At 50.4% G+C, this 13,072-nt stretch carries 7 protein-coding genes; all 7 read right to left on the bottom strand.

Going from position 1 to position 13,072, the window contains the following annotated elements; all coding sequences use genetic code 11:
• On the bottom strand, nt 1–3,366 hold the full coding sequence (locus ABD852_RS14035) for a SusC/RagA family TonB-linked outer membrane protein (protein WP_345029912.1): 3,366 nt from the start codon (nt 3,364–3,366) through the stop codon (nt 1–3).
• Nucleotides 3,367–3,574: 208 nt separating this feature from the next.
• Nucleotides 3,575–4,612: a FecR family protein gene (locus ABD852_RS14030; protein ID WP_345029910.1), complete on the bottom strand. Its 1,038-nt coding sequence runs from the start codon at nt 4,610–4,612 to the stop codon at nt 3,575–3,577.
• Between the two features lie 168 nt (nt 4,613–4,780).
• Nucleotides 4,781–5,074: a nucleotidyltransferase family protein gene (locus ABD852_RS14025; protein ID WP_345029908.1), complete on the bottom strand. Its 294-nt coding sequence runs from the start codon at nt 5,072–5,074 to the stop codon at nt 4,781–4,783.
• Between the two features lie 122 nt (nt 5,075–5,196).
• Nucleotides 5,197–5,796: an RNA polymerase sigma factor gene (locus tag ABD852_RS14020; protein WP_345029906.1), complete on the bottom strand. Its 600-nt coding sequence runs from the start codon at nt 5,794–5,796 to the stop codon at nt 5,197–5,199.
• Between the two features lie 212 nt (nt 5,797–6,008).
• Nucleotides 6,009–7,304 (bottom strand): aminotransferase class V-fold PLP-dependent enzyme, encoded by a 1,296-nt coding sequence (locus tag ABD852_RS14015; protein ID WP_345029905.1) that lies wholly within the window; start codon nt 7,302–7,304, stop codon nt 6,009–6,011.
• Between the two features lie 163 nt (nt 7,305–7,467).
• Nucleotides 7,468–9,153, bottom strand: coding sequence for a SusD/RagB family nutrient-binding outer membrane lipoprotein (locus ABD852_RS14010; RefSeq protein WP_345029904.1), 1,686 nt, complete (start codon nt 9,151–9,153; stop codon nt 7,468–7,470).
• 144 nt (nt 9,154–9,297) lie between these two features.
• On the bottom strand, nt 9,298–13,065 hold the full coding sequence (locus tag ABD852_RS14005) for a SusC/RagA family TonB-linked outer membrane protein (RefSeq protein WP_345029902.1): 3,768 nt from the start codon (nt 13,063–13,065) through the stop codon (nt 9,298–9,300).
• Nucleotides 13,066–13,072 lie beyond the last annotated feature (7 nt).

Raw genomic sequence — 13,072 nt, 5'->3', positions numbered from 1 at the left:
TTAGAAGGTTAGATTAAGACCAAATGACACCACACGCTGTTGCGGATAGTCGAGCGCCTGTGAGTTGATGATCTCAGGATCGTAGTTGATGATCGGGGTGAAAGTCAGCAGGTTCTGTGCTGCCGCATATACCCTTGCGCTCTGGATTCCCACCTTTTTCGAAAGATTTTCCGGTATGCTGTAGGATACATTGATGTTTTTCAGACGCAGGTAACGCGAATTGAACATCAGGTAAGACGACATCTGGTTGTTGTTCGAAGTAGGGGAAGGCGTGATCCTGGCATGGGAGGCGTTCCGGTTTTCGGGGGTCCAGTAGTCCATGTTGCTTTTATAAGCGCCCCGGCCGTTGTTAAAGGGATGCCAGTACCCGTTCTGACCGTAGATGTTGGTTTTGGCGGCACCCTGGAACAACAAATCCACTGCAAACCGCTTGTACCTCGCATTGGCGAAAATACCGTAAATAATTTGCGGGACGTCGGCGACACCAATCGGGACAATATCGTTGACATCGATTTTCCCATCGCTGTTCACGTCTTTGTACCGCACATCGCCGGGGAATACTTTACCCCATGGTTGTGTGGCGATGCCCGGAAGGAGGTCGCCTTTGTCGTTGAAGTCTTCTACCTGGAAATACCCGAGTGACTCGTAGCCAAAGCGTGTGTTGTAAGGCCTGCCGGTTATTCTCCTGTTCGGGTTGTTGTAAGTAACCGGTGTCTCGAAGACCTGGATCAGCTTGTTTTTGGCGAAAGTGAAGTTGGTTCCGAGCGATACGTCAAAGTCTTTGCCGAAGCTGCGTTGCGTGCTGAGCGTCAGGTCGATCCCGCTGTTTTGCATTTCGCCGGCATTCACCTGGCTGAGTCCCACGCCGTATTCGACCGGAACCACCACGGTCGGGTTGGTAAGCATATTGGCGCGGTGCTCGAAGAAATAGTCGGCTTCCAGCTTGATCAGGTTATTCAGGAAAGATCCTTCCAGTCCGATATTGGTCTTCCTGGCGCGCTCCCAGGTAATGTTCAGGTTTCGCTCGGTCCCTTCGTAGGCGCCCTGTACGGCCACACCGTCCAGAACGGCAACCGGGCCTCTCACATTATAAAGACTCATAAACTGGAAAGGTGAACCGGCAAGGGCGCCGACTTCGCCGTAGGAAGCCCGCAATTTCAGGTTATCGATCCAGCGGGTACCCTTCAGGAAGTTTTCTTCAGACAAGCGCCAGCCCACCGAGAATGCCGGGAAAAAGCCGAAACGTGTTTCTCTGGGGAAGTAGTAGCTTCCGTCATAACGTCCGCTGGCCTCGAAGAGGTATTTGTCGGCATAGTCATAAGTAACCCGGTATACGAGACCCATCTGGCGCGCTGCACTGGACGTGCCGCTGTTGCCGATATCCAGCACGCTGGAACTCCCCATACTGAGCTCGTCGATAGTAAGGTTGTAATTTCTCCTGATACCTGCAAAATCTTCGTAATCATTGGATTTGGCCTCAAAGACCGCCAGTGCGCCGATCGTATTCTTCCCGAACGAGCCGATGTAATTCAGGCTGGCCTGGTAAGTGAGCTGTTTGGCATAGCTCATACTTTGATTCAGAGAAGGCTTGGTTTGCTCAAAAATTCCGTCTATAAAAACATAAGGAGTCTGAGTAGTATCTACCGTCCACATATGCGACGGCGTACGGAATGCTTTGTAACGAGTAAGCGTCGGGTCGAAGGCAAGTGTACCTTTCAGCTTCAGGCCTTTGATAAAATTGAGATCCTGCTCAAGCGAGAGCTGCGAATATACCTGGGTGGTATTGGTCCGCGCCTGACCGCTGCCATGCACGTTGTTCCACACATACACGCCACTTTCACCGTTGGAGAAAAGAATGGGCTGGTTGGGCGCCGCATAGTGTACGAGTTCAAAAATGCGATCGGTAGCTACGGTCGGTGCTTTGTTGGTCTGCTCACGGCCATTCAGGCTGAAAGAAACCCTGGTCGATTTGGTCACGTCGGCATCTATGCTGATGGCATAATTGTACCGCGACTGGTTGGTAGGCTTCCACAAACCAGCCTGGTATTGGTAACCCACGCTGGCGTAGTATCGTACACGCTCGGCTCCTCCCGTCAGTTCTACGTTATGCCCGGTCAGCGGCGTGTTTTTTTCAAACAGCATGTCGTAGATGTTCTGGTTCGGGTGGCCGTCAGGATCGGAACCGTCGCGGTATTTTCTAAGGCTTTCTTCGGAGTAAAGCGGTGCGCCGCCTACACTTAGGCTGGCCTCGTTTTTCAGTTTGGCATATTCATAGGCTGTGGGAAGCTCGGGTAATACCGTCGGATTCTGAAAGCCGATATAGCCGTTATAAGAAATGGTCGGTGTGCCCGATTTTCCTCTTTTGGTGGTAACCAGGATTACCCCGTTGGCGCCTGCCACACCGTAGGGGGCCACAGCGGCAGCATCTTTCAATACAGTAATGCTTTCTACCGTATTCGGGTCGAGGTTCTGGAAGCTTCTCGGAATGTTGTCTACGATCAAAAGCGGCTGAGAATTACCGGTGGTGGCTACCCCTCTGATGAAAATGTTGCTGGCGTCGCGACCCGGCTCCCCTGTGTTTTGCCTGACGATCAAACCGGGTAAACGGCCGCCGATAGCGTTACTCATATTGGCTACCGGAACGGTTGCAATTGCTTCTCCCTTCATGGTGGAAACCGCGGCGGTTACTGACGTTTTTTTCTGGGTACCATACCCTACGACTACAATTTCCTCAAGAGAGCGCTGATCCACTTTCAGGGAAATACTCAGTGAAGTTTGTCCAACAAAGGTAACTTCCTGGTTTTCATAGCCTACGAAACTAAAAACCAGCACGGAGCCTTCAGGGGCGGAGAGCTGGAAGTTCCCGTTTTCATCGGTTATAGTCCCCTGTTGCGTGCCTTTGATCACCACGCTCACACCCGGCAGAGATTCTCCCTTGTCATCGGTTACTTTCCCCCTGACCGCCGGGGCACTCCACTCCGTCGAAACGTTGGAAGCAAGGCCGGTAGACGGGGAAGCGGAAGATGACGCATTCGCGTTTTTATTTTTTACATAGATCAGCACAGATCTGCTATTAATCTGCCGGTATCCCAAATGTGTATTTTCGAAAAGAATATCCAGTGTGGTTTTGATATTGCGTTTCATTTTGGGGAAACTTATTGCTGTATACGTTTCCACTTCATCCACCGGAACTACGAAGGAAAGTCCTGTTTTCTCTTCAATCTTTTTGAGCACTGTTCTTAGGCTTTCCTTTTGGGCGCTTATCGTAATGGTCATCTGATGCAGCTCCTGGCTGGTGCCCGGACTGGCCGTAAGCAGCTGGATCGTGCATGTGAGCAGCAGGATATAGGATAGCGTGATCCGCATAGCTGATCGAATTAACGCATGCCTACCGCTTTTCGGTTTTTTGCGGGAGGTACACGCGGGTTCAGTTAAAGATAATTGCATAACTTTACGTGTTTTTGATAGTTACAGAATGGTTATTAAGAACGCCCGGTCATCCGGCTCCTACCCCGGATGGCCGATTTTTTGTTGGGTTTATTATTTTCTCATTTACAAAGGTTTAGGTGAGCGGTTAATTGGGGTCGACGGGGGTGCACGGAATTCCACCTGAAATTGTCACCAGCTTGTCCTTTTTGGTAAAAGTGGCCTGGCGGATACCGAAAACCATTTCCAGGATCTCTTCAAGACTCTCCTGGTGCAGAAACCAGGCGTCGATCCTGCAGTTTTCTATCGCCCGGTTTTCGAGCGTTATTTTTACATCGAAATAGGTTTCAAGCCGGTCAATCGCCTGACCCAGGGTAAGGTTGTCCAGCACGAGGCTTTCCTCTTTCCATTTAATGGCTTCGGTAAGGTCTACGGCAGTTTTTTCAATCTTATTGTCGCTGTCTTCATTCACGGTAAGGCTTTCCGTAGGCCGCACCAGGCCGAGTGTCTGGGTCTGATTGTTGACTTCAACCAGTCCGCGTTCCACGGTCACGACCACATTTCTCTCCCGGGCATTTACGTTAAAGGCCGTTCCAAGTACTTTAGTCGATATTTTACCGGTACGCACTACAAAGGGTTTGGCAGGGTTGTGCGCGATATCGAAGAAGGCTTCTCCTCTCAATTCCACCTCCCGGGCACCGTTTCCGAAAGGCAGGTGGTATACCAGGCGGCTGTTTTCGTTTAGTAAAACGGTGCTGCCGTCAGGTAGCCGGATAAAGTCTTTTTTTGAAATGACGACGACGCTGTCGTTTTCTGCGCCACCGGTCCGGGTCAGATAGGGACGATCCGGTGCCCTGTAGGTGGAAAGAAGCCACCACCCGGCGCCGAGGGTGAGCACCAGTGCCGCCGCAATGCGGAACCAATGCCATTGAAAAGTAAAAGCAGGCTTTTGCTCATTTTTGGGCATATTTCGGCTGCTGATCTGTTCATATAGCTTTTCAGTATCAAACGACGATGGGTGCTTGTCGCTCTCGCGAAACTTATCCTCCATATAACTGGCAACGCTGGCTTTGAAGTCATCTTCGTGCCGGTCGGTCAGAAACAATAATTTCAACTCTTCCTCTTCATCTGGAGTAGCTGATTGTGCCAGGTATTTCTGCAACAAGTAGTTAAAGCGATCTTCCATTTTTCTACCGATCCTGATCGTATAGGGTTTACCCGGGGACCTCCCCGGCCAGCCTGTTTTTCAGGCTCCTACACTACAGAGTTGTTTGATCGGCGGATAGGGACAGTCGAGCAGAAAAAAAATTAGATGGCGTCAAGAATATGCTCTAAACGTACCTTGTCACCTAATCTACCTTTCATAGATTAATATCCTGTCTTTTACTACAAATGGCCTGACGTGGACAGATAAGCCTTCTTCGCTTATTAAGTCTACTTTTCTCGCCAGTAACTCCTGAAGTTCGTCTTTAAATTGAAAAAAGCGTAGCCCGATTGGATGAGTATGATCCAGTTCAACCAAAATATCGACATCGCTGGTAGCTTTCGCTTCTCCACGGGAATAGGAGCCAAACAAGTACGCCCTTTTTACCGGTTTAGAAGAAAAGTAGCTTTTGAGTGCTTCAATATTTTTTTTTGAAAGTTTCATTTTTAGAAAGGCATAAATGACGGGTCGCTTTCTAGTGTCGCTAACCCGATGACTACACCATGTAACACCTTTTAGCAAAGATAGGTTTTATGCGTACGACAACCAATATTGCTAAACCGGCATTAATCTTTTAGAATCCATTCAGACAAAATCAGCAGATACATCCCGACGTGGGGAGAAAGATTTTGTCTCAGAAACTGCAGCGCTCTCACCATATGATTTTTTACCGTTCCCTGGGAGAGATTCAGTTCACGCGCAATGGCTTCGTGGGTCATCCCCTCTTTCCGGGCCATTCTGAAGATTTGTTTCTGTTGGGGCGGGAGCCTGTCGACCAGCTCCTCAAGAATTTCTTCATACTGACTGGACAGGATCCCGAAATCGGTATCGTTAAAAGCCGATTCCCGTCTTTCCGCGTACATTTCCCTGCCTTTGGTCTCTGCCGCCCATTTTCTGAAAAGCCTGTAAATCTGATGGTGGGTCATGGTTACCAGGTAACCTTCCAGGCTCCTTACGTGCAGAAAATGCTCACGCCTGTCCCACAGAGAGCAAAATACTTCCTGAACAACGTCATTGGCCAGGTCGTCCGAGCGAAGATACCGCAGGCCCGTCTGGTAAACCGTTTTTACATAGCGGTCATAGATCTCCCTGAAAGCGGCGTCGTCTGCTTCGGCGAGCCGCTTTAAAAGGTTATCCAGATGCTGTTGTTCAAGTTTTTTTTCCATACCCGGCCTGCTTGCAATTGACTATCGAAAAAGTTGGCCCTCCTGATAGTACCCGGCAAATATAGGAAAACAAATATCACTCCGAATCTTTACATTTTTGCCGGGGAAGTTGAAAAAAATCATTTGCTGGCGGGTTCGGGGTAACCCGGGGCCGGGTAAAGTAGCATCCCTACCGGCAACGGGTTCCCGAGCAACTTCAGTATTTCCATAGCTTATTTCCCGGCCGTCGCTATTTCGGTGATGGCCCTTGCAAATTTGTCCAGTTCCGGCAGACGCGTGTACACGTGAGGTGTTACGCGCACGCATTTCACATTTTCATATTCAATGGCCACCGTGTGAATTTTATACCGTAAAAATAGTGCTCTTTCTATTTCTTTCGGGCTAAGGCCTTCTATGCTTACGCCGCAGATGGCACAGGAATATTCAGGTTTCAGAGAAGTCCAGAGTTTCACCTTCTGATGCGCCGTCACCCGTTCCGCCCAATAGTTTTTCAGGTAGCGCACGCGCTCCTCTTTTCTTTTGTTCCCGATCCCTAACTGAAAATTTACTGCTTCTCCAATCCCCTGCTCAATCGGGAAACTCCGGGTACCGAGGGTTTCAAACTTACGGATATTGCTGCTTCGCGGGTCGCCATTGCCCAGAAGCGGCCATATTTTAGTGATTTTTTCTTTTTTGATCCACATCATCCCGCTGCCGATAGGAGCGCTCAGGAATTTATGCAGCGAGGTGGCGAAGTAATCACAGTGCAGATCCGGGATTTTGAAATCGAGCAGGGCGAAGGAATGGGCGCCATCGCATACTACCTCCAGTCCGTGCCGGTGTGCCATGTCCGCTATTTTCCTGACCGGCATAATTTGCCCGACCCAGTTGATCACATGGGTGACGTGGATAACCTTCGTTTTTGGCGTAATGGCCTTTTCATAGGCGGCAACGATCTCATCGTCATTCTCAATCGGGAAATTAAAACTGAGTTGATTGTAGTGGATTCCGTCACGTAGCGCCCGCTGTTTCCACGCGTTCATGTGGTTGGGATAGTCGAGTTTGCAACCGATTACCTCGTCGCCCGCTTTCAGTTCAAGGCCGAAAATGATGGTGTTAAGCGATTCCGTCGCATTCCGGTTAAAAACGACTTCCTCTTTGTCGCAGCCGGCAAGTTCGGCCAGTTTTTCGCGAAGCGGTTCCCGGCCCTGGTCCAGGATTTCCCACATAAAGTAAGAAGGACCTTCATTGGCCAGCTTGTTGTAGCGTTCGAGCGCTTCCTGTACCACGCGGGGAGCAGGACTGACCCCACCGTTGTTAAGGTTGATCAGGTTCGGGCTTGTTGTGTAAGCCTGCTGAATGACACTCCAGTAGTCTTCGTCTTTGGCGACATCAAGGGCTGAAAGGTGGTCAACGGTTCGGTTGGCAGCAGAAATAGACTCGGCATGCAGCTCGTTGTAAAGGCTATTGGCCGAAAAAGCTCCGGCCATTCCGCCCAGCTGTTGTAAGAATTTTCGTCGGTTGGTCATGGCTTTTGGGGGTTAGGGGGGAGGTTTGAGGGGTGAGGGGTGAGGCGTGAGGGGGGATGGGAAATCGGAAATCGGAAATCGGAAATCAGCGCGCCGATTCTGATTTCCGATTTCCGACTGCTCAAACCTCAAACCTCATGCCTCATGCCTCATGCCTCACGCCTTAATTTCCTCCTTTCCCGTAATCGGGGGATTTTTTATCAAACCAGATTCTTTCTTTCGCGAGTTTTTCGATAGAGAAATCGTTGGGTGTAAAGCCTTGTTCGGTCATAGCGGCGGTCCAGTTGGCCCTGTTGACTTCTCCCGGGTCGAGGGTCCACCATCTTCTGGGCAGCAGGTCGTCGGCAATGACTTCACGCGCAAGGAGCGTGGAGTTGAATTTCGGGTAGCCGGTACGCCGCGCCAGTGTAAAGGCCTCGTTCGGATCGCGGTACAGGTTCAAAAGCGCCTGGATGTAGATCTTCTCAAGATCGTTGGCGCCGTCGAATTTCACTTTTGGGTTTGCCAGATGCGCATCAATTCTTGCGTCGATGTTGGCATAAGAAGTGGAGTTGGCGGCGATGGCTATATCGTTCATCGACTGCGAGGATGCCCGGACGCCTTTGTTATACCAATCTGCGGCCGTGCCCTTGGTGTTGATCTTGGCGCCGTAGCCTTTCTGGATAAACTCCGCTACCTGGAAGCATACTTCGGCGTAAGAAAACAACACATCGACTACCGTTCCGCTTCCCTGGTCTACCGTAGGAGCGAAGAATTTGCGGTTTACCGTAGAAATCAACTGGTAGCGGTTGGAACCGCCGGCGTTGAACGGGTTGACAAAATAAGTACTGACAGGTGGATTGGATTGGAAATCTGCCGGCCCGCCCTGGTACATAATATTGGCATCGTTCATTTTGATCCACGAAGGAAGCACCTTGTTGTACTTGGTCAACGTGTCCTGAAAGCTGCCGGTCAGGGAATTCTTGTCGTAGTAGATGCCCAGACGCGGGTCTGACGACGATTTCAGGAATTCGACGGCGCTTCCTACGGCAAAGTGCCGGCTGTAGATGTCAATATTGTAGCCGTCTACACCGAATGGATAGTAAGCCGGGTTTTTATGAATCAGTTGATCGGCATTGGAACTGAACGGTCCTACCGCATCCGACATCACTTCCTCAAAAATTTTGGCTGCTTTTGCGGCATCCTGGTTCTGGATCCGGGCTGCTATTCTCAGTTTCAGCGAGTTGGCCAGTTTGATCCACTTGGTAACGTCGCCGGCAAAGAAAACATCATTGTTGCCAAAATTTACCTGGTTCGATGCGTTTTTCTCGAGGGTGACGATAGCGTCCGAAAGCTCTTTTAACCACAGGGTGTACAAAAACTCCTGGTTATCAAACTTGGGATTGTAAAGCCCTTCGTCCCTTCCCTTGTTTGCCTCGGTATAGGGCATTGAGCCGTTCATATCGCTTACCTTCAACGCCATCATAACCTGGGGGATGTAGGTAATCGCATTGATCTGCTCAAACTTTTCTTTATCCGGCTTGAGTGCGATCAGCCGTCTCATTTCTACCAGGTTAGGTAATACGCTCGTATAGAACAGCCTGTACCGGCCGTTTACCGCGGTAGTTGCTACGGCGTAGCTTTGTCCCGTCACCAACTGGCACGCTGAAAGAAAATGCGTAAACCCTTCGTTCCAGTACTCTCCGCCCCGGGAGGTCTGTATAGGCACAAGCGATGAGGTAAACAGCAGCCTGACATCAACGTCGGTAACTACGTTGGGGTTCACATTTACCTTCTCAAAATCATTGGTACACGAACTGGACAAACCGAGGAATGCCGCAATTGAAATATATAGGAACTTCTTTTTCATCTGTATAAAAAGTTTAAGCGGTGAGCTGTGAGGTATGAGCTGCTGCGCCGGAACGCGTTGGCTTATTTTCCTGGTTCCTCAAACCTGATACCTCAAGGCTCACGGCTATTTCATGTCTTTACGTACGATCATGATCAATGATGCTTACAAACGAATCTTTATTGATCCGCCCATAGACCGTACCATCGGCAGGAAGCCTTCTTCTCCTACGGCCGAAGTCAGGTTGGAGTTGAGCGACGCCGGATTCAAATCAAAGGGCAGCGAGTTGTACAGGTACCCGAGGTCCCTGGCGATCAGGCTGATCGAGATTCCGTTCACTCTGAACTTCGTAGCAATGTCCTTGGGGAGGTTATAGGATAACATCACCTGGCGAAGGGCTACCCAGCTGCTTTTGACCACCCAGAAGTCGGAGACACCGGTAGAAGAGGAGGCATAGCGATAGTAAAACTGCGGCGCGTGGGTCGGTTCTACCAGGCCGGCCTCGTAAGCTTCCTTGAAAGTCATACCGCCTACATCTGCCGTACCGCCGCCCGGGATGGATACTTTCTGCCCTTTGGCGAACACCCCGTCAATGATCATACCGTCGTCGTAGGTGATGCCGTCGAATTTACTGGTAAAAGTGATCCCGCCGTGATCGGCATCGCGACCGAATAGCGTATTGGGCAATACGCCCGTATGTGTACCCGACCGGATAGAGGACATGGCCATGTCACCACCGAATTTAGCATCCAGCAATACATTAAGCGACCAGTTTTTGTAGCTGAAATCGTTAGAGAAGCCACCTCTGAATTTGGCATTGATATTACCGATATCCTGGTATTTATTGCTTCTCTGCGGGAAAGCCGCGCGGGCGTCGTTCCGCCAGGCCAATACCGTCATGCCGGTCTTCGGGTCGTTCGGATTTTCGGGATTAACGTATTTGAGTGACTGGGTAGTAGAGCGGATCATACCGTATGATTTTCCTACGACTGCCCATGAGCTCGCGTCAAATGCAGCGCCGCCCAACGGGTATTCGCTTCTGCCTTCTGCCAGGGAGACGATCAGGTTCTGGTTGCGCGAGAAAGTCACCCGTGAATTCCAGGAGAAGTTCTTGGTTTCGATGGGTGAGCCGTCGAGCGAGATTTCTATACCCTTGTTCTGGATATTCCCGGCGTTGATCATCACGCCCGATACCCCGGTTTCAACAGGTGTCGAAATGTCGATGATCTGGTCGTAGGTGTTATCCTGGTAAAGGGTAAGATCAAAACCGAGGCGGTTTTTAAGGAAACGGGCTTCAAGACCTATTTCTTTTGAGATTTTTCTCTCGGGTTTCAGCCTCGACGACAGCGTGGTTGTAGAGCTGAAATCAGCACGGGTGGGTTCTCCAGGGAGGCCGATAACCTTGCCTGAAAACTTGTACCCCGGGTTGATGACAAAAGGTTCGGTGTCTTTCCCGAGAGCGGCGATATTCGTTCTGAGTTTTGCAAAGGTAATGGCTCTCGGCAGTGAGAATGTTTCCGATACAATCCACGAAAGGCTGGCTGACGGGTAATTATAAAAGTTGTTACCTGTTCCGTTAGCGTAAGTCAGGGCAGAAGACCAGTCGCCCCGCCAGGTGGTGGAGAGGTAGAACTGGTTTTTGTAGTCAAAATCAGCAGCTGCGTATACAGAGTTGATTTTTTTGTTGTAATTGACGCCTGCCGTTACAATCGGGGAATTGATGGAGTTGGTGATAAAGAAGTTGCCAGGCACCATAAGTCCGCCATTGGTAGTCCCCTGCGTAAAGGAGCTGATGGAGTTGTACATTTCCCCGCCCAGGAACCCGCTGAATCCGAAGTCCTTGGCAATATTGATGTTGGAGAAGGTAAGAATGGCTTTTTTGAAATTGCTTTCCTTCTTCGACTGGTTAATGGTATAGGAACCGCCGCTGTAGTTGCTGAAATGGCCCAGCGCCTTGTTCTCATATTTGTCGTAATTGTTGTTCATGTTGCCTTCAACTGTCAGGCTGGCCCAGTCGGTGAGTTTGGCTGTCAATGCAAACCGGCCCATAAAGTTACGGCTGTCCATCGTGGCCACGGTGTTCCGCATATTGAACCAGAATTCCGGCGCCATTACCTTGTTGGGCTCAAGCGGGTTGGTTGCTTTCGGCGCACCTCCGAATACCTGGCTGGTAAACCTTTCCTGCTGGTTCCAGTATTTGGTATCGTAGTTCCGGGGGAACATCCACATATAGGCAACTCCCCAGTTATCACCGGCAAAAGTATCGGTGTAAGGCGCCCAGGTCAGGTTTTGCGGGTTGGTATTATCGCTCCCGGTATAGCTCGCGCTGAAATCGGTGCTAAGCCATTTGGCTACCTGGTGGGTGGCGCGTACGTTGAAGCTGTTCCGCTTCATTTTATTGTTAACGGAAATACCGGTCTGCGCGTCGTGCGTTGCGCCGAAACGATAAGTCGTTTTCTCGCCGCCTCCCGAGAAGGCTACGCTGGTCGTGCTCAGGGTCCCGTTTTTGAATGCATCGAGGAAGTTGTTGGGAACTGCTTTATATTCGGTCCAGGTGCCGTCGTAGTTCCGTACTTTCTGACCCGCAAACCTGGGGCCCCAGTTTTCGTTTTCCCGGTTGACAGCGGGGTCGATGTACGGCTCATTGGTGATCGGGTTGACCGGGAATACTTTGGTCGTCCACATCTGGTTGGGCTGGTAGTTGGGGTCGCGGGCATCGGTAAAGAAAGCGCCTACGCTACCTCCGCCGAATTCGTTTTGAAACTTCGGGCCTTTATACGGGTTGTAAACCATGAAGTTTTGCGAAATGTCCACGCCAAGACCGGTAGCCTTACTTCCCTTTTTGGTAGTAATCAGCACCACCCCGTTGATGGCCCTCGATCCGTAAAGAGCGGCAGCGGAAGACCCTTTCAGGATGGAGACACTTTCGAAATTTTCGCTGTTGAGGTTGGTCAGGTCGTTGGCGAAATCGCGGCCGCCTGAAACCGATTCGTTATCTACGATAATCCCGTCGATTACGAAGATCGGCTGGTTATTTTTGCTCAACGTGGAGTTCCCCCTGATGACGATCCGGGAGTTGCCGAAAGGCCCGGAAGCACTCTGGTCGATTTGAACACCGGAAACTTTACCCATCAGTGAGTTGACCGGGTTTATCTGTTGGGTAGCTGCGAGTTCTGCGCCTTTTACCTCGGTTACGGCAAATCCCAGCATCCGCTTTTCTTTTGACATACCGAAGGCGGTCACGACCACTTCGTTCAGCGCTTTGGTATCGGTAGCGAGCGAGATATCGACAGTTGTTCTGCCACCCAGGGTTATTTCCTGGCTCAGGTAACCCACGAAGCTGAAAATCAGCGTGGCATTGTCCTGCTCAACGGAGAGCTGGTAGTTCCCGTTTTCGTCTGTGATGGTCCCCTGCTGGGTTCCTTTTACCAGTATGCTGACACCGGGGAGGCCTTCTCCTTTCTCATCAGAAACTTTACCTCTCACCTGTTTCTGATTGGGCGCCTCCGTTTGTCCCGGAAGTACGATCTCACTCTTGTCGGTCAGGATGATTGTTTTCCCTTCCTGCCGAAATGAAAACGGTGTTTTCTGAAGAATCAGCTCCAAAGTCTGATGAACGGAGCGCGTGGCTTTTGGCAGGGTAACCTCTTTATAAGGCGTTACTTTGGAAGACAGATAGAAGACGTTGTATCCCGATTCCTTCTGTAGTTTTTGAAGGGCATTTTTCAGGGAAATATTGTCTGCTCCGAATTCGATTTTCGTTTCCCGTATGTCCTGCGCCTTGCTTACTTCCGCCAGCATGACCTGGGCCGTAACAAGTGCCAAAATAAGGCTGTAGAAGCTGATTTTCATGAGCTTATAAAGGTGAGTCCGCCTCTTATCCCGCCAAAAAGCATAGGCGCGTCGGCTTGCAAAAGCTAAAGTTTTTTGCATTCTTTGT

It is taken from the genome of Ravibacter arvi (assembly GCF_039540405.1).
GTDB classification, from domain to species: Bacteria; Bacteroidota; Bacteroidia; order Cytophagales; family Spirosomataceae; genus Ravibacter; species Ravibacter arvi.
The sequence above is the reverse complement of the archived record's forward strand: the minus strand, read 5'-3'. Positions and strand labels throughout refer to the sequence as shown.

Excerpts from the sequence above, each read along its gene's own strand:
- ABD852_RS14020 (WP_345029906.1), bottom strand. The coding sequence starts at position 5,796 with ATGGAAAAAAAACTTGAACAACAGCATCTGGATAACCTTTTAAAGCGG.
- ABD852_RS14030 (WP_345029910.1), bottom strand. The coding sequence starts at position 4,612 with ATGGAAGATCGCTTTAACTACTTGTTGCAGAAATACCTGGCACAATCA.
- ABD852_RS14025 (WP_345029908.1), bottom strand. The coding sequence starts at position 5,074 with ATGAAACTTTCAAAAAAAAATATTGAAGCACTCAAAAGCTACTTTTCT.
- ABD852_RS14010 (WP_345029904.1), bottom strand. The coding sequence starts at position 9,153 with ATGAAAAAGAAGTTCCTATATATTTCAATTGCGGCATTCCTCGGTTTG.
- ABD852_RS14015 (WP_345029905.1), bottom strand. The coding sequence starts at position 7,304 with ATGACCAACCGACGAAAATTCTTACAACAGCTGGGCGGAATGGCCGGA.
- ABD852_RS14005 (WP_345029902.1), bottom strand. The coding sequence starts at position 13,065 with ATGCAAAAAACTTTAGCTTTTGCAAGCCGACGCGCCTATGCTTTTTGG.
- ABD852_RS14035 (WP_345029912.1), bottom strand. The coding sequence starts at position 3,366 with ATGCGGATCACGCTATCCTATATCCTGCTGCTCACATGCACGATCCAG.